20 protein-coding genes are annotated in these 19051 nt (G+C 56.0%); 6 read left to right on the top strand and 14 right to left on the bottom strand.

The window, feature by feature from the left end:
* Position 1: 1 nt before the first annotated feature.
* From mutM to radC, 4 genes are all read right to left on the bottom strand, one after another.
* Positions 2-811, bottom strand: coding sequence for a bifunctional DNA-formamidopyrimidine glycosylase/DNA-(apurinic or apyrimidinic site) lyase (gene mutM / locus L384_RS14600; protein WP_003860879.1), 810 nt, complete (start codon positions 809-811; stop codon positions 2-4).
* A gap of 72 nt (positions 812-883) precedes the next feature.
* The gene (gene rpmG / locus L384_RS14605; protein WP_003024094.1) at positions 884-1051 is read right to left on the bottom strand and encodes a 50S ribosomal protein L33; all 168 of its coding nucleotides are present in this window, start codon (positions 1049-1051) and stop codon (positions 884-886) included.
* Between the two features lie 22 nt (positions 1052-1073).
* A complete protein-coding gene (rpmB, locus tag L384_RS14610; protein ID WP_002436699.1) occupies positions 1074-1310 on the bottom strand; it encodes a 50S ribosomal protein L28 in 237 nt (78 codons plus the stop codon).
* 217 nt (positions 1311-1527) lie between these two features.
* On the bottom strand, positions 1528-2193 hold the full coding sequence (radC, locus tag L384_RS14615) for a RadC family protein (RefSeq protein ID WP_006812419.1): 666 nt from the start codon (positions 2191-2193) through the stop codon (positions 1528-1530).
* Positions 2194-2366: 173 nt separating this feature from the next.
* On the opposite strand from radC, the gene coaBC reads away from it, so the two are divergent.
* The 3 genes from coaBC to slmA all read left to right on the top strand — a co-directional run bounded on the left by coaBC (position 2367) and on the right by slmA (position 4732).
* Positions 2367-3578: a bifunctional phosphopantothenoylcysteine decarboxylase/phosphopantothenate--cysteine ligase CoaBC gene (gene coaBC / locus L384_RS14620; protein ID WP_168714451.1), complete on the top strand. Its 1212-nt coding sequence runs from the start codon at positions 2367-2369 to the stop codon at positions 3576-3578.
* The gene (dut, locus tag L384_RS14625) at positions 3556-4014 is read left to right on the top strand and encodes a dUTP diphosphatase (protein ID WP_015570042.1); all 459 of its coding nucleotides are present in this window, start codon (positions 3556-3558) and stop codon (positions 4012-4014) included. The genes coaBC and dut overlap by 23 nt, the downstream gene beginning before the upstream one ends.
* Positions 4015-4135: 121 nt before the next feature.
* Positions 4136-4732 carry a nucleoid occlusion factor SlmA gene (gene slmA / locus L384_RS14630; protein ID WP_003860901.1) on the top strand — a complete coding sequence of 199 codons (597 nt, stop codon included), beginning with the start codon at positions 4136-4138 and terminating at the stop codon, positions 4730-4732.
* An 82-nt stretch (positions 4733-4814) separates the two neighbouring features.
* Here the strand turns inward: slmA and pyrE are convergent, their stop codons facing one another.
* A complete protein-coding gene (gene pyrE, locus L384_RS14635; RefSeq protein ID WP_023323971.1) occupies positions 4815-5456 on the bottom strand; it encodes an orotate phosphoribosyltransferase in 642 nt (213 codons plus the stop codon).
* Between the two features lie 66 nt (positions 5457-5522).
* Entirely contained in the window at positions 5523-6239 is a 717-nt protein-coding gene (gene rph, locus L384_RS14640; RefSeq protein ID WP_003860905.1) for a ribonuclease PH, read from the bottom strand.
* Between the two features lie 125 nt (positions 6240-6364).
* Here rph and L384_RS14645 point away from each other — a divergent pair, with 125 nt between their 5' ends.
* Together L384_RS14645 and L384_RS14650 are read left to right on the top strand one after the other, a co-directional pair.
* Positions 6365-7228 carry a YicC/YloC family endoribonuclease gene (locus tag L384_RS14645; RefSeq protein WP_003860907.1) on the top strand — a complete coding sequence of 288 codons (864 nt, stop codon included), beginning with the start codon at positions 6365-6367 and terminating at the stop codon, positions 7226-7228.
* 208 nt (positions 7229-7436) lie between these two features.
* Positions 7437-8054, top strand: a complete 618-nt coding sequence (locus L384_RS14650; RefSeq protein WP_015570045.1) for a trimeric intracellular cation channel family protein — start codon at positions 7437-7439, stop codon at positions 8052-8054.
* Positions 8055-8080: 26 nt separating this feature from the next.
* On the opposite strand, the gene etk is transcribed toward L384_RS14650, so the two are convergent.
* From etk to ligB, 8 genes are all read right to left on the bottom strand, one after another.
* Entirely contained in the window at positions 8081-10258 is a 2178-nt protein-coding gene (gene etk / locus L384_RS14655; protein ID WP_023323970.1) for a tyrosine-protein kinase, read from the bottom strand.
* 22 nt (positions 10259-10280) lie between these two features.
* Positions 10281-10724, bottom strand: coding sequence for an arsenate reductase/protein-tyrosine-phosphatase family protein (locus L384_RS14660; RefSeq protein WP_003860912.1), 444 nt, complete (start codon positions 10722-10724; stop codon positions 10281-10283).
* Complete coding sequence (locus tag L384_RS14665; protein ID WP_023323969.1) at positions 10712-11845, bottom strand: polysaccharide export protein; 1134 nt, start codon at positions 11843-11845, stop codon at positions 10712-10714. Before L384_RS14665 ends, L384_RS14660 begins: the two co-directional genes overlap by 13 nt.
* 43 nt (positions 11846-11888) lie before the next feature.
* Positions 11889-13982 (bottom strand): YjbH domain-containing protein, encoded by a 2094-nt coding sequence (locus L384_RS14670; RefSeq protein ID WP_023323968.1) that lies wholly within the window; start codon positions 13980-13982, stop codon positions 11889-11891.
* Positions 13982-14719 (bottom strand): capsule biosynthesis GfcC family protein, encoded by a 738-nt coding sequence (locus tag L384_RS14675; protein ID WP_023323967.1) that lies wholly within the window; start codon positions 14717-14719, stop codon positions 13982-13984. The genes L384_RS14670 and L384_RS14675 overlap by 1 nt, the downstream gene beginning before the upstream one ends.
* Positions 14716-15360, bottom strand: coding sequence for a YjbF family lipoprotein (locus tag L384_RS14680; protein WP_023323966.1), 645 nt, complete (start codon positions 15358-15360; stop codon positions 14716-14718). Before L384_RS14680 ends, L384_RS14675 begins: the two co-directional genes overlap by 4 nt.
* A gap of 115 nt (positions 15361-15475) precedes the next feature.
* Positions 15476-15772, bottom strand: a complete 297-nt coding sequence (locus tag L384_RS21815; protein WP_022650140.1) for a hypothetical protein — start codon at positions 15770-15772, stop codon at positions 15476-15478.
* A 708-nt stretch (positions 15773-16480) separates the two neighbouring features.
* A complete protein-coding gene (gene ligB / locus L384_RS14685; protein ID WP_023323965.1) occupies positions 16481-18151 on the bottom strand; it encodes an NAD-dependent DNA ligase LigB in 1671 nt (556 codons plus the stop codon).
* Between the two features lie 250 nt (positions 18152-18401).
* Here ligB and gmk point away from each other — a divergent pair, with 250 nt between their 5' ends.
* Positions 18402-19025 (top strand): guanylate kinase, encoded by a 624-nt coding sequence (gmk, locus tag L384_RS14690; RefSeq protein ID WP_006177710.1) that lies wholly within the window; start codon positions 18402-18404, stop codon positions 19023-19025.
* Positions 19026-19051: the final 26 nt, after the last annotated feature.

Below are 19051 nucleotides of genomic sequence, written 5' to 3'. Positions count from 1 at the left end.
CCTACTTCTGACACTGACGGCAGTAAAACGTGGCGCGCTGAGCGTGCTTCGTGGCAATAATCGGCGTCCCGCAGGCTCTGCACGGCTCACCCTTACGGCCATAAACCTGCAACTCCTGCGCAAAATAACCCGGCTTCCCGTCGCTTTGCAGGAAATCCTTCAGCGTCGTCCCGCCCTGCTCAATTGAGCGCAGCAGTACCGCTTTAATAACTCTGACCAGCAGCTCGCACTCCTGCGCCGACAGCGAGGAGGCCAGCCGATCGGGATGGATCCCGGCGGCAAACAACGATTCGCTGGCGTAGATATTCCCCACGCCCACCACCAGCTTGTTATCCATCAGCCAGGGTTTAATCGGGGTTTTCTTTTTCGCGCACTTCTCTTTGAGATAATCTGCGTTAAACGCCTCTGAGAGCGGCTCAGGTCCGAGATGCGCCAGCACGTTGTGTCCTTCCAGCTCTTTGGTCCACAGCCATGCGCCAAAGCGACGCGGGTCGGTGTAACGCAGCACTTTGCCGTTACTCATCACCAGATCAACGTGGTCGTGCTTTTCCGCAGGCAACTCTTCGGTAAGAATACGCAGGCTTCCCGACATGCCCAGATGGATAATGATCCAGCCGTCAGGCAGCTCCAGCAGCAGGTATTTCGCGCGGCGCTGCACGCTCAGGACGGGTTTGTCACTTAACGCGTGGATCTCATCGGACACCGGCCAGCGCAGACGCCCGTTGCGAACGACAGCATGAAGAATAGTCGCGCCAACCAGATGGGGCTCAATGCCGCGGCGGCTGGTCTCTACCTCAGGTAATTCAGGCATGGTTCCTCCGTTGAGATGCAGAATGCAAAAAACCCCGCAGTTGCGGGGTTTTTCAATACAAGGAGACTAAAATTATTTGATTTTAGCTTCTTTGTACAGTACGTGCTGGCGTACAACTGGATCGAATTTTTTCAGTTCCAGTTTTTCCGGCTTAGTACGTTTGTTCTTCGTGGTGGTGTAGAAGTGACCTGTACCAGCAGAAGAAACCAGCTTGATTTTCTCGCGAATACCTTTAGCCATGATTTATTTCCTCTTTAAGTACTTAGTACTTTTCGCCACGGGCACGCAGTTCGGACAGAACTGTATCGATGCCTTTCTTATCGATTACACGCATACCTTTAGCAGATACGCGCAGGGTGACAAAACGCTTCTCGCTCTCAACCCAGAAACGGTGAGAGTGCAGGTTCGGCAGGAAACGGCGTTTAGTCGCGTTCAGTGCGTGGGAACGGTTGTTACCGGTCACCGGACGCTTGCCAGTAACTTGGCAGACTCGGGACATGTCTATTCTCCAAAAATCAAATTAGCTCGAGCTTCGTATGGGGTATCGGCGCCTCGTCAGGCTTTACAGCCCGGTCATCGCATAGTTCTATTGAACTCTCGATTGCCAGGCCCAAATGCCAAACCCGAGATTCTCAAAGGTGGCGTAGTATACGCTGACTCGGCGGTGTGCTCAAGTCCCGAACAGACAAAGATCCCGATGGATCGCGAGAAAAGGCCTAAATCCAGCCACGTTCGGCAAAAGAAATGTACTCTCCGCGGCCAATTATCAGATGGTCCAGCACACGAATGTCCATGAATTGACAGCATTTGATAATACGTTCGGTAATTGCTTTGTCAGCTCTGCTTGGTTCTGCACAGCCAGAGGGGTGATTATGCGCGAGGATCACGCCGGCTGCATTCACTTTTATCGCTTCCCGCACAATTTCACGCGGATGCACCTCAACATGGCTCAATGTTCCCGAAAAAAGGCGGGTATGTTTCAGTACCCGGTTTTTGTTGTCGAGAAAGATCACCATAAAGATCTCCCGCTCCAGATCGGAGAGCTGGCTTTGCAGAAATTCGCGGGTCATGTCGGGGGTGAGGATCGGGTCTTCTTCCTCCATACGCACGTTGTAAAATCGCCGGGCCAGCTCGGCAATGCCCCGCAACTGGGCATATTTCGCCACGCCAATGCCCTCAACGTGCGTAAACGCCTCCAGCTCAGCGGTCAGCAATCCATACAGTGAACCGAAATGGTCTATCAGTTCTTTCGCCAGCGTAAATACCGTTTTCCCCGGCGTGCCTGTGCGTAAAAAGAGCGCCAGCAGCTCGTCGTCCTTTAACAACGTGACGCCATGACGCAGCATTTTTTCACGCGGTAGCAGCAGTTCAGTCTCTTCCATGCCTGGCCTCCTTCTGTTTGCCATTATGCTGCCACAGGCAAATTCGGGGTTCGATGCTGGCATTTCGTTCTTGCGTAACGCCTCGCAAAGTGAATTAAGGACATCATCACCCCGTTTTAGGGATTGTGATAAAATGCCCGCTCTCTGGTGAAACCCAACAGGAAAGAATCATGATGAGCCTGGCCGGTAAAAAAATCGTTCTTGGCGTCAGCGGCGGTATTGCTGCCTATAAAACGCCAGACCTGGTGCGCCGTTTGCGCGAGCGCGGGGCCGACGTACGGGTCGCGATCACCGAAGGCGGCAAAGCCTTTATCACCCCGCTGAGCCTGCAAGCCGTCTCGGGATACCCGGTATCCGACAGCCTTCTCGACCCGGCGGCCGAAGCCGCAATGGGCCACATTGAGCTGGGGAAATGGGCCGATCTGGTTATCCTTGCCCCCGCCACGGCAGATTTAATTGCCCGCCTGGCAGCCGGTATGGCGAACGATCTGGTAACGACCATTTGCCTCGCCACGCCTGCGCCCGTCGCGGTTGTGCCCGCAATGAACCAGCAGATGTACCGCAACGCCGCTACCCAGCACAATCTGGACACGCTGGCCTCGCGCGGCCTGCTGATTTGGGGACCGGACAGCGGCAGCCAGGCCTGCGGCGACGTGGGGCCAGGGCGTATGCTCGACCCATTAACGATTGTTGATATGGCCGCCGCCCATTTCTCGCCTGTCAACGATCTGCAACATCTCAACATCATGATTACCGCGGGCCCCACGCGCGAGCCGCTGGATCCGGTGCGTTACATCACCAACCACAGCTCCGGCAAAATGGGCTTTGCGATTGCTGCCGCGGCAGCCAAACGCGGCGCGAACGTCACGCTGGTGAGCGGCCCGGTGTCGCTTACCACCCCTGCGTTTGTGCAGCGTATTGATGTGACGACCGCGCTGGAAATGAACGCCGCCGTACAGGCACATGCTCAACAGCAGCATATTTTTATCGGCTGTGCGGCCGTCGCTGATTACCGCGCCGAAACTATTGCTGACGCCAAAATTAAAAAGCAAGGCGATGAATTAACAATAAAAATGGTGAAGAACCCGGATATCGTTGCCGGTGTCGCCGCACTGAAAACTCATCGTCCTTACGTTGTTGGGTTTGCCGCAGAAACGAATAATGTGGAAGAATATGCCCGGCAAAAACGTACCCGCAAAAACCTCGATTTAATTTGCGCGAACGACGTATCGCTGTCCACGCAAGGATTTAACAGCGACAGCAACGCATTGCACCTTTTCTGGCAGGATGGAGATAAAGTCTTACCGCTTGAGCGCAAAGAACTCCTGGGCCAACACTTACTGGACGAGATCGTTACCCGTTATGATGAAAAAAATCGACGTTAAGATTCTGGACCCGCGCGTTGGCGAGCAATTTCCGCTGCCAACGTATGCCACCTCCGGCTCTGCCGGTCTTGACCTGCGCGCCTGTCTCGATGACGCCGTAGAACTGGCGCCGGGTGCAACGACCCTGATCCCGACCGGGCTGGCGATTCACATTGCTGACCCGTCACTGGCAGCGGTGATCCTGCCGCGCTCTGGCCTGGGCCATAAGCATGGCGTCGTGCTGGGTAACCTGGTCGGCCTGATCGACTCTGACTATCAGGGTCAGCTGATGGTATCCGTATGGAACCGTGGCCAGGACAGCTTCACCATTGAGCCGGGCGAGCGTATCGCGCAGATGGTGTTTGTACCGGTGGTGCAGGCAGAATTTAACCTGGTGGCAGACTTCGACGCTACCGACCGTGGCGAAGGCGGCTTCGGCCATTCCGGGCGCAAATAACCGCCCGACAAACACGCATCTCACAGCGCCATAATGCAATAACAAACCGCAAACGTCAGTTTGCGGGTCGCTGTGTGGTTGCCAGCCTGACAAGTGCTTATTTTCAGGGGTATTTTGTAACATGGCAGAAAAACAAACCGCGAAAAGGAATCGTCGCGAAGAAATACTTCAATCTCTGGCTCTGATGCTTGAATCCAGCGACGGCAGTCAACGCATCACCACCGCAAAACTGGCGGCCTCTGTGGGCGTGTCAGAGGCGGCGCTGTATCGTCATTTCCCGAGCAAAACCCGGATGTTTGACAGCCTGATCGAGTTTATCGAAGACAGCCTGATCACGCGCATCAACCTGATTCTGAAGGATGAAAAAGACACCAGCACGCGTCTGCGTCTGATTGTGCTGCTGATTCTGGGCTTTGGTGAACGTAACCCGGGTCTGACCCGTATTCTGACCGGCCACGCGCTGATGTTTGAACAGGATCGTCTGCAAGGCCGTATAAACCAGCTTTTTGAGCGTATCGAAGCCCAGCTGCGTCAGGTTCTGCGCGAGAAGAAAATGCGGGAAGGCGAGGGATATAATACGGATGAGACCCTGCTGGCAAGCCAGATCCTGGCATTTTGCGAAGGGATGCTCTCCCGGTTTGTGCGCAGCGAGTTTAAATATCGACCAACGGACGATTTTGACGCCCGCTGGCCGTTAGTGGCTGCTCAGTTACAGTAACGCCATCGCCGGATGGCGGCTTCGCCTTATCCGGCCTACGAACGGGTAGGCCCGGTAAGCGCAGCGCCACCGGGCAATTGAATTAAACGCCAAACTCTTCGCGGTATTGACGCACCGCCGCCAGATGATCAGCCATCTCAGGCTTCTCTTCCAGATACGCAATCAGATCTTTCAGGGTGATAATCGACGTCACTTTGCAGTTGTAGTCGCGCTCCACTTCCTGAATAGCAGAGATGTCGCCGCGCCCACGCTCCTGACGATCGAGCGAAATCAGCACGCCCGCAAGCGTTGCACCGTTAGCCTGGATTATCTCCATCGATTCACGGATCGCGGTACCTGCGGTGATCACGTCATCCACCAGCATCACGCGGCCCTGCAACGCGCTGCCTACCAGATTGCCGCCTTCACCGTGGGTTTTGGCCTCTTTACGGTTAAAGCAGTACGGTACGTCGCGGTCATGGTGCTCCGCCAGCACCACCGCCGTGGTGGTTGCGATTGGAATGCCTTTGTACGCGGGGCCAAACAGCAGGTCGAAATCAATCCCGGAATCCACCAGCGCTTCGGCATAGAAGCGGCCTAACAGTGCCAGGTCGCGCCCGGTATTAAACAGCCCGGCGTTGAAGAAATACGGGCTTTTACGCCCGGATTTCAGCGTGAACTCGCCAAACTTAAGTACCTGCTTGTTAAGCGCAAACTCAATAAACTGGCGCTGATACGATTTCATGGATTTGCTCCTTTGTCTTTTCAGTCTTACAGGCAAAAAAAAGGCGACTCATTGGTCGCCTTAAAATCAATTTTCTAACGCCGCTTTCTGCATCGCTACAATAGATTCGATTCCCCCTCGGGCCAACGCCAGCAAGGTGAGCAGTTCTTCGTGGGTGAATGGCTCGCCTTCTGCCGTACCCTGCACTTCAATGATGCGACCATCTTCGGTCATCACCACGTTCATGTCGGTTTCTGCGGCAGAATCTTCAACGTATTCCAGATCGCAAAGCGCTTCGCCGTTAACGATACCAACGGAGACAGCAGCAACCATCCCTTTCATTGGGTTGGTTTTCAGCTTACCGGCGGCAACCAGCTTGTTCAGGGCGTCTGCCAGCGCCACACAGGCACCGGTAATAGAGGCCGTACGCGTGCCACCATCGGCCTGGATCACGTCGCAGTCCAGCGTGATGGTGAACTCACCCAACGTTTTCAGGTCAACCGCGGCGCGGAGCGCACGCGCGATCAGGCGCTGAATCTCCATAGTACGGCCGCCCTGCTTACCTTTTGCCGCTTCACGGGCATTACGGGTATGGGTTGCGCGCGGCAACATACCGTATTCGGCGGTGATCCACCCCTGGCCCTGACCTTTCAGGAAGCGAGGCACGCCCTCTTCAATGGACGCGGTGCAAAGCACCTTGGTGTCACCAAACTCAACCAGCACGGAGCCTTCAGCGTGTTTTGTATAGTTACGGGTCAGGGTGACGGGACGCACCTGGTTGGCGCTACGACCTGCTGGACGCATGATGGATTCTCCGGCTTGAAACGAATGTGGCTGCGCATTATACGGATAAAGGACGCTTATTCCTATCCTGAGAAGCCCCTGAAAGCTATAATCCCCCCATCTCTCCTTTAAAAACGGGAATGTCTATGATCCGCAGTATGACCGCCTACGCCCGGCGTGAAATCAAGGGTAGCTGGGGTAGCGCTACCTGGGAAATGCGCTCGGTAAACCAGCGCTATCTGGAAACGTATTTCCGTATGCCGGAACAGTTCCGCAGCCTGGAGCCTGTGGTGCGTGAGCGTATCCGTACGCGTCTGACCCGCGGGAAAGTGGAATGTAACCTACGTTTTGAGCCCGATGCCAGTGCACAGGGCGAACTGATCCTGAACGAAAAGTTGGCAAAACAGCTGGTTAATGCGGCGAACTGGGTCAAAATGCAAAGCGATGAAGGCGAGATCAACCCGGTTGATATTCTGCGCTGGCCTGGCGTGATGGCCGCCGGAGAGCAGGATCTGGACGCGATTACCGCTGAGATCCTGGCTGCACTCGACGGCACGCTGGACGACTTTATCGTTGCCCGCGAAACCGAAGGCCAGGCGCTGAAAGCGATGATTGAGCAACGCCTTGAGGGCGTGAGCGCCGAAGTCGCTAAAGTGCGCGCTCATATGCCAGAAGTGCTGCAATGGCAGCGTGAGCGTCTTGTCGCCAAACTGGAAGAGGCGGAAGTCCAGCTGGAAAACAACCGTCTGGAACAAGAGCTGGTGCTGATGGCGCAGCGTGTGGACGTGGCTGAAGAGCTGGATCGTCTGGAAGCGCACGTTAAAGAGACCTACAACATTCTGAAGAAGAAAGAAGCGGTAGGCCGCCGTCTCGACTTTATGATGCAGGAGTTCAATCGCGAGTCGAACACGCTGGCGTCTAAGTCTATCAATGCAGAGGTAACCAATTCAGCGATTGAACTGAAGGTCCTGATTGAGCAGATGCGCGAGCAGATCCAGAATATCGAGTAATTCCTTTCAGGGTGGTATTGCCTCGCATACCACCCATTACTTTTTCTAATCCTTTCTTAGCCCTACTTCCTTTCTATCCCGCCTTATATCAAGCCTGCCTGGCATGCGTTGATAATTTTCTGTAGGGCAAACCCCCTCACCTTAGAAAATCTCAATCGTGATCTTCCGCACAAATCGCTAATCTCCTTCTCTTCATTCCGGAGGGTTTATGCTGCTTCACATTCTTTATCTTATTGGCATTACCGCAGAAGCCATGACCGGCGCGCTCGCTGCCGGACGTCGCCGTATGGACACCTTCGGCGTGATTATCATTGCCACAGCCACCGCGCTCGGCGGCGGGTCCGTACGCGATATCCTGCTTGGCCATTATCCGCTCGGCTGGGTAAAAAACCCTGAGTACGTCATTATCGTGGCAACGGCAGCCGTGCTAACCACGATTGTGGCCCCGGTGATGCCTCATCTGCGCCGCGTGTTCCTGGTGCTGGATGCGCTTGGGCTGATTGTTTTTTCCATCATTGGCGCACAAATCGCTCTCGATATGGGTGAAGGCCCGGTTATCGCCACCATTGCTGCCGTGATCACGGGCGTGTTTGGCGGGGTGCTGCGGGATATGTTCTGCAAACGTATCCCGCTGGTTTTCCAGAAGGAACTGTATGCCGGCATCTCCTTTGCTGCGGCAGTGCTTTACGTCGCCTTGCAGCACTATGTCACCAGCCACGATGTGGTGGTTATCTCCACCCTGCTGTTTGGCTTCACCGCGCGTATGCTGGCATTGCGCCTGAAGCTGGGCCTGCCCGTTTTTCATTACAAACACAATGCGCATTAATGTCAGAACGGGCAGGCGCCGGATAATCAGTTACTCGAGTAGTTGTAACCGTAGTGATGATAGCCGTAGCCGTAAGCGTTGCTTGCCCGCTTAACGACGCCGTTGAGAATCACCCCTTTGGTATTGACGCCACTCTGCTCCAGACGCTGTACACAGACCAGCATCTCCTTCACGCTGTTCATCCCGAAGCGGGCGACCAGCAGCGTGGTGCCTGCGCGACGGCCGACAACCGCCGCGTCGGTGACCGCCAGGATCGGTGGCGTATCGATAATCACCAGATCGTAGCGTTCATTCGCCCAGTCCAGCAGCTGCTGGAAACGCGTATGCATCAGAAGCTCCGCCGGATTAGGAGGGATCTGCCCGCGCACGATGGTATCGAACCCGCCTTTATCGAATGTCTGAACGCCCTGGGTATACTCCGCCTTACCGGACAACATCTCCGACAAGCCGCAGGTATTGTCGAGCTTAAACAGATCATGGGCATACCCGCGACGCATATCCGCATCAATATAGAGCACTTTCTGGCCCGCCTGCGCCACGACGGCCGCCAGGGTACTGCTGACAAAGGTTTTACCGCTGTCAGGCGTGGCGCCAGAGATCATCAGTATATTGTTCGCTGACTCCATCATCGCGAAATGCAGGCTGGTGCGCAGGCCGCGAATCGCCTCCACGGAGAGATCGACCGGATTATCCGCCGCCAGGAAGGGGATATGTTTGGTCTTATGGCGCAGCCCTGGGGACATAAAGTCTTTTTTACGCAAACGCATCTTTTTAGCCAGCCATTCTGACAGCGGTACGGTGGCATAGACGTTAATCCCGTGCTCCTCCAGCTGCTCCGGCGTTTCAATGCCCATACGCAGCATACTGCGCGCCAGGATCCAGCCCGCAGAGACGAACAGACCCAGGAGAACCCCCAGAACGACGACCAGCGTTTTTTTCGGCTTGACTGGCTGCGGCCGGGTCACGGCCGGATCGATAATGCGGACGTTACCAATTGCGCTCGACCGGGCGATGCTCAGCTCCTGTTCGCGGTTAAGCAGCTGCTGGTAGATAACGCGTCCCGACTCCACATCACGGCTCAGGCGCAACACCTCCTGCTGAGTTGACGGCATGGACGATACCCGTTTATTCAGGCGGTTTTTTTCCTGCTCCAGCGTCTGGCGTTTCTCAATCAGCGCCCGGTAGGTGGGGTGATCTTTTTTGTAGAGCTGCGAAATTTCCGCTTCCCGGAAGGTCAGTTCATTGAGCTGATTGTCCGCATTCACAATCTGCTCCAGCACCGCTTTTGCCTCCAGGTTCAGGTCAACGGAGTCGTTTTGCTGGCGATAGCGGTTGAGCTTCTCCTCGGCCTGGTCCAGCTCGCTGCGTACCTGCGGAAGCTGCTGCTTCAAAAATTGCAGGCTTTTCGCATCCTGCGCCGCCTGGCGAGCCACGTTCTGTTGTAAATAGTTGTCGGCGATGCAGTTAAGCACGCGGGCCATCTCATCGGGATCTTCTCCCGTGATGGTCAGGCCAAGCATCCCGCTGTCCTTGCTGCGCTCGCTCACGGAAAAACGCAGCTGTAGCGCGTCAATGGCCTCCAGCTCACTCTGCTGTGTAATCGTAAATTGCGTACCCGGCTTCGCCTGGATATCGGCAATGGTAATGGCGATATTCGCCGCGCTCAGGGGTTGTCCCACAACGCCCTGTAACGTCACATTATCGCCTTCCAGCTGATAGTGGCCCTTCTCGCCGACGGTCAGCGTCAGCTTTTGCGCCCGGCCCGCAACAGGGGGAAGATTGAGCATACGGATATCGACGATGCCAGGCTGTTGGCCGGTGAGCCGCGCCCAGCCGCGTCCGACAAGGGGAAAATAGTTTTCACTTACCTGCGTGCGCAGGTTCAGGTCATCAATCGTTTTACCGAGGATCATGCGCGACTGGAGAAGCTGAAGCTCCGGTGCCGACTCCGGCGAGGAGTCAGGGATGAACTCGCTAAGGTTACTGAGTAGCGCGTTGCCCTGCTTCTGTTCCACCTGTATCAGCGCATCGGCCTGATAAACCGGTGTGGCAAAGAGCGCATAAAGCAGGGCCACCAGCGTGAACAGCGCGGTAAGGATGAGAATAAATTTTCGGTGGTCGAGCAGCTCACCCAACAGGCGCACAAGATCGATCTCGTTATTCGCGGCAGACGCATCATGGGCGTGAAGGTTATTTGTTGACATAAAACGTAACTATCCCGTGTGATTAACTGAGCCGTTTCGCCCATTCCAGACTGGCCTGCTCCAGCAGCCCATAAACATATTCAAATGCGTCCCGGTTTTTACGGTAGGGGTCCGGGATCTCTTTTCTGCCCGTCCAGTGACCAAAGAGCATCATTTTGCCGCGCGCCTCCGGTGCGATAGCCGTGACCTGCTCGATATGTTCCAGCTCCATCGCCAGAATCAGATCGTAGTCGCGCACCATGGCGGGGGTGAGCCTGCGCGCCACGTGGCCCTCAAGCAGGGTGCCGCGTTCGGCGGCGATCTCTGTCGCCTGTAAATCGGCGGTGCGCCCTTCCAGGCCACACGTTCCCGCTGAATCGACCCGGGCAGCGGGAAGCAGCCGGCGCAGCAGCCGTTCCCCAATGGGGGAGCGGCAGATATTGCCGGTACAGATCACCAGGATGGCGTTAAACGTTAGTTTGGCCATGTTCTGATATATCTCCCTGTTTCAGTCAGGTCATGTACGCCGGTAATGGTCGGCACAAGCTGAGAGATCACGCGGTTCCAGCGCACCAGCGGCGCGGTGGTGACATAGACGATGTCGTAAGGCTCAAGCTGAAATTCAATGCTCAACACCATCGCGGTGGCATCCCGGGCGTTAAGCTGGTAGACGTTGGCGATTTTGCCGTTCTGCTTGCCCTGCAACGGACGAATCACAAAGATTCCGGTGGCGTCGGCCATATCCTGATTCACGCCCTGTGCATTACCCAGCGCTTCCGCCAGCGTCATGCCGCTACGGTCCATCTTCAGGGTGCTCTGTTTACCCACCTCGCCCATGACAAACACTTTCAGGTCGTCATTACGGGGAATGAAGAGAATATCGCCCGGATAGAGGAGTTTGTTCTGGGTGAGATCGCCGCGCTGCATCAGCGCGTAGAGCGAAATGTGCGTGTCCTGGCCGTTGTGGGTCAGCACCACATGGCGCCAGTCCGCCTCAGATGTCAGGCCGCCAGCCGCATTGATCGCATCCATTATCGTCAGCGGAATGTTGGTGATGGGCTGCTGGCCCGACTTAGCCACTTCGCCCGTCACGTAGGCTTTTTGCGAGCGGAATGCCGCGACGCTGACATCCACCTGCGGGCTCTCAATCACCGAATCCAGCCGGGCGGCGATCTCATCGCGCACCTGGGCCAGCGTTTTGCCGACGACGCGGATTTTGCCGATATAGGGGTAGAAGATCGTGCCATCGGCATTCACCCAGTTGCCCGTATCGCTGGCGCTGCGGTACTGACCTGCGGGGGTGGTCAGCTCCGGGTGGTCCCAGACGGTAACCATCAGCACGTCGCCGACGCCGATGCAATATTGGTAGTTCTGAAGCTGGCGATCCAGTTCAGGATTCGCGCGGGAGTCGACTTTGCCAGGCAGCAACTGCTCCACCAGCCCCGGTGTGAGGGGATAGACGTTGACCATATTATTCAGATCGTAATTGCTGTCAGGCAGATCGATCATATCTTTGCCCTGGGTGCTAAGTCCCTGGCCCGGTACGACAGTACAACCGCTTAACGCCATCATAGCCAACGCCAGCACGGAAAATTTAACGTTTTTCATTCAGGAAAATCATCTGGTTAAGTAATGCCTGTTTCATCCGGTACTACTGCCCTACCGGGGTTTCGCGTTCTGACGTCATGTCATAGAGCTGATATTTACGGCCTAACATCTGGCCGCCATCACGCGTGAGAGGCGTCCAAGAGACCACCGCCCGGTTGCGATTTGGGCCGATCGTCATCAGATCAAGCGGGATCGAGATGTAGAAGCCTTTGCTAAAGCCACCTTCGCCATAATCCTCTTTCGAGACGTTGGTCAGCGCCGCCCAGACGCCTACCGTCACGCCGCTGTCGAATCGCTTCGCGACGTCGAGGGTGGCGCCTTTATCCTTCGCCAGGTACTGCCCGACGCTCAGCTTCATTAGCACACTGTTGAGCTTCGCCGGGTTCCAGTAGGCGGTGATAAATCCGGTTGGCACGCTGTAGTCGGTGAAGCGCATCATGTCGTCCCAGTCGCGCTGCTTGACGTAATTCGCATCCACGCCCAGCGCCCAGTCGCTATCCAGCGGGCGCCAGAGCGCCTCTGCTCCCACGCCGCCGTACATGGTTTCGAGGTAGCCGCCATAAATCTGGGCATAGAAGCCGTTCCCCAGCGCATCGACATAGTTGGCCTGTAAGTTGTTGATGTAGACGTCATTGCTGACATAATCGCGAATATGGGTTCTGACGCGCGGCAGGCTGGAGTCAGCGGGAAGTAGCGAGGATTTGAACTTGTCGTAGTTGTTATAGAGGTTGGCGAACACGCCGCCGTCGAGCAGCAGACGATCGGTCAGCCAGTAGCTGGCGCTGGCCATCACCCCCACCTGGAACATATAGAAATCTTCCGGACCGCCCAGCGACTGCGCCAGCGTCGGTTTAACGCTGTAGCTGAAGCGATCGGCGCGAATACGGTAGCCACGCCCGAATGCTGTGGTATCCACAGGCTCGACGCGCTGCTGCCTGAGCGCCTCCTCCTGGCCGAGCGGCTGCCCCGCCAACTGTTTGCGCAGGCTGGCGACATCGGTTTGCGTCGTGACGAGCGGCAGATGATCACGCTGCTGGGTGATAGCGATCGTGTCGACCCCGTCGGGCAGGTTATTGATCAGAATACGGTTGGCACGATCCACCGCTTCGCGCGGATCGCGATAGCGATACTGTTCGCCGGTCATGTATAAGGTATTGCCGTGCTGAAGGATCTCCGGCGCATCGAAGCCTGCGTTGTACTTAAGCGCGGTGAGCTGGTTCGCCGCAGAGGTATAGTCCAGCGTCTCGCCTTCCGGTGCCGGTTGCCAGGCCGGTTTCGGGTTATCACGCAACGCGGGGCGCAGGTCGTTAAAGTTGGTCCGCAGGGTGAAGCCAAACATCAGCGTATTGCCGCGCTCGTAGCTGAGGTTGAGATCGGCCCAGTCGGCAACGCGATAGACCGCCCCCACGTTAATATGGCTCGACTGCTTAATGGAGCCGGCAAAATCATCGGCATAATTGTTGCCGTCATACTCAAGCTTCAGGCGCAGGGGCTGCCAGGGCGTCTGATACTGGAGGCCGCCAAACAGAGACGCCGGACCACGAAACATATCGCTAAAGCTGATATCTCCGGCATCATGCGACTCGCCGCGGGTGCAATACTTATTGTTGTCATGGCAAAGCGGGTTACCCACGTTGTCGCTATTACCGGGATATCCCCAGGCTATTCCAAAGGTAAAATCGACCGGTCCGGCCATTTTACTGGCAACCAGATATTCACCATCGAACAGGCCGGTGCCTGCAATATCACGCTTGCCGAGCGCCACCTGCGGCAGGCTATAGTCCTCTTCCCACAGACGAACTTTAAAGTCGAACGACTTATCCTTGTAGCTTTGATCGCCGCTGAAATCCTCGTCGCTGCTGTATTTACGGGTGCGGACGTCGGTATAGCGAATTGTCCCTTCCAGCCACGGGAAGAGCACGACCGAAGAGGAGTAAAAACGGTACTGGTTGTTATCGCGGTAGTTGACGCTGAATTCCCCTTCCCGGCCAAAGCGCGCGTCGGGCATTTGCATCAGGCCGGTGCCGCCAAAATCGGACTGTGACGGTCCGGTCGGATCGGGCCAGGTACGCAGCTCCGCGTGGCAGGCAGAAGAGATCGCCAGAGCAAGGCCGCTCAGTAAAAAAAGTTTGTTCATCAGTCAGGTATCCGCCGCGTCAGGAGCGCAACGATTTGCTCATTCAGACCGGTAAAATCGTCCGGTACCGCCCGGGGATCAAACCCCACCCACAGAACAGCGCCCGGCTCTGCTTCAATATGGCGTGCGTTCCAGTACGCCACCGGCGCAACAACCGTACTGCCGTCAGGATCGATAACGGTTACGTTATTCCTGTCGGCGCCGGCCAGCCGCAACTGCCCCTGTAAGTAGTCCCGGATGCTTGCGCCCGGTCGCCAGGCCCGTTTCCCCGGCGTGACGACCGCCCCCATCAGCGTGACGGTACGGGGCGCAGGAGAGAGCCACAGATCGTAACGGCCCTCAAGGGAGCGATCGCCGCGGGCGTCGGTACGCACGGCATCTGGGTCGAGGCTGACAAACTGCCGCCCGACGATCCGCAGGGAGCGGATCTGTGCAGCGACAGCGCGAATGGTCGCGATCCGCTCGTCATCGGCGCGATTCTGCCAGGCTGAAAGCGACGCCAGCACCTGCTGTTGCGTCTGTTGCGCGCGCAGCGTGGCGGAAGGGGTTGCGATGACAGCCCCCTGCCACCAGACGTTGTTCAGCTGCGGCTGGGTGACCAGCCGGGAGAGCGTATCAGCCGGTTCAGCAGACCACGTTTTGCCCGGCTGATGCACGGTAACGACACTTGCGCATAAGGCGGACAGGCTGAAGAGAGATAGCCCTACGCCAGGTAACCATTTTCTGAGTCTGTTCATGGGGCGGGCTTCAACATCGTCATGGCGACAGGGAATACGCCCGCGCCGAGCATCTGTTCGCTCTGGCGTACCTGGCCGGTAGCGGAATCAATCCAGAAGGTGTTATGCCAGCGACGATCGAGGCCGTCGGCCTGCACCGCCTCCTGCCAGACCTGACAACGTAGCGTGTTTCCGGCAAGGGTCAGGTTTTCCGTCCCGCTCAGGGAGAAGCGCGAGGTCAGGTGTGCGGAGCGATACCGCCCCTCTTCCTGCCAGCGCACATCACGCGACCACTGGCTGCCGTCGCGGAGCTGCGGCGTGTGGCGCAGCGGATCGTGCTCAAGATTGGTTACCTCAAGCAGGTTATAAGGAAGCTTGAGCGTGTGGATAAGGCGACCGTTATGCGTGACGATCATCGCATTATCCTGCGATAACCATTTACTGTTTCCCTGTTCGATGTATCCGAGAACCACCAGGATCCTCGGGCCATTATCCAGTCGCAGGTACATGGTTGAGTATGGGAGCGCCTGAATCTGCCCGTCCGTTACCGTCACATCCTGGCGCCCGTCCAGACTGGCGTTAAAGGTCTCAATAATGCTCTGCTGGCTCGGCGTACACCCCTGGATCAGCAGAGTCACGATGAGCAGAATAAACAGTCTCACCAGAAATCCTTGATTAAATAACATTGAAATCAATCAAATACCCGGCTTTGATATCGACGCCGGGTCAAGTCGTTGCGCTGTTCAGCGCAAGGCTATATCGCCTTGCGCACCAGCCTTAGCGGGTAACTGTCGTCGTGGAAGTACCATTGCTTGAGTCATCGCCACTGTCGCTTGCCGCGACAACGGCTAACGTCGCTACGCCGGCAATCGCAGCGGTGGTGACAACAGCGGTTGTCCCAATCGCCCCTGCCGCCAGTCCCCCCGTAGTGCCAGCGGTAGTTCCCACCGTTGCTCCGGTTGTTGTTCCGGTTGTTGCTGCGCTGGTGCTACCTGCTTCGGTGGTAGCGCCTATAGCAGGCAAGGCAGTCGCCAGCGTGAGTGCCGTCAGCACTGTACAAAGCGTCCTTTTCATTTTTGGTCCTCATTCAAATGAAGGAAAATATGAGCACCTGGAAACCAGGTCCCGGTTAACGGGCATAAAGCCCGGGGCTGAATTCCGGCCCGACTGGGACGGAAAATCATCCATGTAAAAGCCCTGGGCTCTGAACACCAGCGCATATAAACCGCCAGGATATATTTCGGTACCCTTAATTGCTTCAATTGGAGTTCAGATAGTTAACTCCCTCACGGGGTGCAAAAAGAAAGGAAAACGCAGAAGTGATGCAAAATGCACCCCAGCGGTAACTACCTTAAAAATTTTGGATAAGATAATTCTTATAATAATTTGACGCAATGATTTCCGGCAGAATAAATATGACCAATTGTTAACCAGAAAAAACTCAAAATATTATTAATTAAAAATTTAACCAACTGATATTAAAAGAAAAACCACGTCAAGCACACAGACTACATCACCTATAACGCCTTCATTACCGACTAGTGTTCTCGATTAATAATGATTGAGATCAATTAAACCAACCTCTCGAGAAAAATAAAAACACAAGCAGAGCAAACCCTGAAATCAGGATCGGGAATAATATTTCCTCAAAATATATTTATCATGAATAATTCATTTATATTCATAATTATTGCGTATATAAACCGCGTCTCATAAATACGCTATTTCACGGCAGCGAAAATGTTTTCCTCCCTCGCCAGTCTGTTCAGGAGCGCACGCAGATTAAAATCCACCGATGTGCTCTGCGGCCAGCCACTTTGCCAGGGCATCAATCTGAGGCTGATGCAGCCAGTTTACGATCTGGCGGGCTTTCTCCTGCCCGACACCCGGTAGCATCCGCCACTCCGCTTCGCTTCGCTGAATCAGCGCCTGCCAGGTGCGATCCCCTGCCGCCTTGAGCGTCGACCGGGCCAGCGGTATTCCCATCGCGGTGATCCAGCGGATAAAAGGACGCTCCCGCGCCAGGTTAAACTGATGCCACAGCGCAGCGCCATGCGATGCCGATATCCCCGGCGTCGCGGTGAGCTGCGCCTGCGTGAGCTGTAGCCAGGAGAAGGGGTGCTCAAACCGATGCGCCTGATAGAGGGTCCGCCATCCTGATTCGCCCATACCTTCAATATCTAACGCCTGCCTGGAACTTAGCCACGTCAGCCGGGCAAAAAATTGCTCCATGCACTCCGGGGAGGCATAGAAACAGGTTAAGCCGTTATAGCGCGATGAGGGCGACTGTGGTTTACGGCGATCCACATTGCGCCACACCACGTTATCCAGCCGGGGAATACCTTGTCCCGCCAGGCTTACCAGCACCTGATCGCCGGGGGCAGTATCCAGCCTCTGCCAGCGGTTAACTGACCCTAAGCTGACGCGCTGTACGTGTTTATCGTCGAGCATCAGCGGCTCAAGCTGCGCAATCGCGGTGATCCGCCCGGTACGGCCAACGGTAAAGTGAATCGCTTTGACTTCCGTCACCTGGGCCACAGGAAGGTATTTCCATGCGACGACCCAACCTCCTTCCCCCGGCAGCCACTCCTCGCCCGGCGGCTCTGCCGAGGCGCGGACCACGATGCCATCCGTGGCGAAGGGCAACGAAGCCTTAAACCAGGCCGTCCGCTGCGCTTCCACGTCAGCCGCGTTTTTAACCGGCAGGGTATAGCGCGCCGTCAGGGTAAAACCAGCCTCCGCCAGCGCGGAAAGGCGTGCTTTCATCACTTTTGGGCCGTTCGGCCAGGCCCAGATAAAAATGCCTGTCTGCTTCAGCGCTGCGCGATCGGTCGCGCGCATCATCGCCCCCGCTACCTTCGCACGCGCGTTCATCCCCCCCATCCGCTGCTGGATATGCCCCTCGCGCAGCAGAAAAAGTTCCCCCTGCAACACGCTGTTGGCAAGCGGCCCGGCCAGTGTTTGCGGAATAGCGGGGATCATTCGCGCCTGTGCCGTCCACTCTTCCCCCTGTAAGCCGTCGCCCCGGCTGATCGCCTGCGCCAGCTTGCCGTTTTTGTAGACCAGGGTGACCGCAACACCATCCACCTTTGGCTGTACCCAGAGATCCTGCTGCGTCGCCATCCAGCGGCTAAGCGCCTGCTTGCTTTCTACCTTATGCACGCCGGTATGGGCGAAGGGATGCTTCACCGTCCCGCTGGCGGCAGGAGGATCGTCGTGCAGCGGCTCATCGTGAAAACAGCGCTGCCACTGCTTTAAGCGGGCGTTAAGCCTGTCGTAAACGTCGTCGCTCACCTCGCTGCTGCCCTGCTTCCAGTAATCTTCATTCCAGCGGGTCAGCTGCGCCTTCAGGGCCGCGATCTCCTGCCCGGCTTTAGCCGGTGACCAGACCGGGCAGATAGCCATCGCCCCGCTGCTTAAGAAGATCATCAGTATGCTTATCCATTTCACCATTATTACCCCTCCCTGTTTTGCGAAGGGTATACCCTGCCCGGGAGCCGCAGACCAGCTGCAAAAATGCATTTTACGAGCGCGCTTCAGCGCATTGTTTTTGTTGCAGCAAAAGGAAGGTAAAAGCTGAAAACGGCACGCAAAATTTAATCATCCGGGGGAAAAAGTGTGACAAAGACTACGTCACACAGCGGCGACGTGTATAATAAGCCCGTATGTAGGACTTCTTCGTTAACACATACAAAAGACTCTCATGGCTCAAGGCACGCTTTATATTGTTTCTGCCCCTAGTGGCGCGGGTAAATCCAGCCTTATTCAGGCACTGTTAAAAACCCAACCGTTGTACGATACGCAGGTTTCTGTTTCTCACACCACGCGAGCACCGCGTCCGGGTGAAGTGCACGGTGAACACTATTTCTTTGTAAATCACGACGAATTCAGAGCGATGATTGGCAGAGACGCGTTTCTTGAACACGCAGAAGTATTCGGTAACTACTACGGTACTTCGCGTGAAACCATTGAGCAGGTTCTGGCGACCGGCGTGAACGTGTTCCTGGATATCGACTGGCAGGGCGCGCAGCAAATTCGTAAGAAAATGCCTGATTCGCGCAGTATCTTTATTTTACCGCCATCGAAAGATGAACTGGATCGCCGCCTGCGTGGTCGCGGCCAGGACAGCGAAGAAGTTATCGCGAAGCGTATGGCGCAGGCTGTTGCAGAAATGAGCCATTACGCGGAATATGATTACCTTATTGTGAATGATGATTTTGATGCCGCGCTGAGCGATCTCAAAACTATCCTTCGCGCAGAACGCCTGCGTATGAGCCGCCAGAAGCAGCGACATGACGCATTAATCACCAAACTGTTGGCAGACTGAACCCACTTTCAGTATCATGCCCAGTC

Origin of the sequence: Enterobacter sp. MGH 38 (assembly GCF_000492855.1) — a bacterium.
In the GTDB taxonomy this organism is placed as follows: Bacteria; Pseudomonadota; Gammaproteobacteria; order Enterobacterales; family Enterobacteriaceae; genus Enterobacter; species Enterobacter hormaechei_C.
The sequence above is the reverse complement of the archived record's forward strand: the minus strand, read 5'-3'. Positions and strand labels throughout refer to the sequence as shown.

Bases quoted from the DNA above. Each gene is read 5' to 3' on its own strand.
- rph (WP_003860905.1), bottom strand. From the start codon at position 6,239: ATGCGTCCAGCAGGTCGTAGCGCCAACCAGGTGCGTCCCGTCACCCTG.
- L384_RS14645 (WP_003860907.1), top strand. From the start codon at position 6,365: ATGATCCGCAGTATGACCGCCTACGCCCGGCGTGAAATCAAGGGTAGC.
- rpmB (WP_002436699.1), bottom strand. From the start codon at position 1,310: ATGTCCCGAGTCTGCCAAGTTACTGGCAAGCGTCCGGTGACCGGTAAC.
- L384_RS14675 (WP_023323967.1), bottom strand. From the start codon at position 14,719: ATGAACAGACTCAGAAAATGGTTACCTGGCGTAGGGCTATCTCTCTTC.
- gmk (WP_006177710.1), top strand. From the start codon at position 18,402: ATGGCTCAAGGCACGCTTTATATTGTTTCTGCCCCTAGTGGCGCGGGT.
- mutM (WP_003860879.1), bottom strand. From the start codon at position 811: ATGCCTGAATTACCTGAGGTAGAGACCAGCCGCCGCGGCATTGAGCCC.
- L384_RS14660 (WP_003860912.1), bottom strand. From the start codon at position 10,724: ATGGCCAAACTAACGTTTAACGCCATCCTGGTGATCTGTACCGGCAAT.
- dut (WP_015570042.1), top strand. From the start codon at position 3,556: ATGATGAAAAAAATCGACGTTAAGATTCTGGACCCGCGCGTTGGCGAG.
- rpmG (WP_003024094.1), bottom strand. From the start codon at position 1,051: ATGGCTAAAGGTATTCGCGAGAAAATCAAGCTGGTTTCTTCTGCTGGT.
- etk (WP_023323970.1), bottom strand. From the start codon at position 10,258: ATGTCAACAAATAACCTTCACGCCCATGATGCGTCTGCCGCGAATAAC.
- slmA (WP_003860901.1), top strand. From the start codon at position 4,136: ATGGCAGAAAAACAAACCGCGAAAAGGAATCGTCGCGAAGAAATACTT.
- ligB (WP_023323965.1), bottom strand. From the start codon at position 18,151: ATGGTGAAATGGATAAGCATACTGATGATCTTCTTAAGCAGCGGGGCG.
- radC (WP_006812419.1), bottom strand. From the start codon at position 2,193: ATGGAAGAGACTGAACTGCTGCTACCGCGTGAAAAAATGCTGCGTCAT.
- L384_RS14670 (WP_023323968.1), bottom strand. From the start codon at position 13,982: ATGAACAAACTTTTTTTACTGAGCGGCCTTGCTCTGGCGATCTCTTCT.
- coaBC (WP_168714451.1), top strand. From the start codon at position 2,367: ATGAGCCTGGCCGGTAAAAAAATCGTTCTTGGCGTCAGCGGCGGTATT.
- pyrE (WP_023323971.1), bottom strand. From the start codon at position 5,456: ATGAAATCGTATCAGCGCCAGTTTATTGAGTTTGCGCTTAACAAGCAG.
- L384_RS21815 (WP_022650140.1), bottom strand. From the start codon at position 15,772: ATGAAAAGGACGCTTTGTACAGTGCTGACGGCACTCACGCTGGCGACT.
- L384_RS14665 (WP_023323969.1), bottom strand. From the start codon at position 11,845: ATGAAAAACGTTAAATTTTCCGTGCTGGCGTTGGCTATGATGGCGTTA.
- L384_RS14650 (WP_015570045.1), top strand. From the start codon at position 7,437: ATGCTGCTTCACATTCTTTATCTTATTGGCATTACCGCAGAAGCCATG.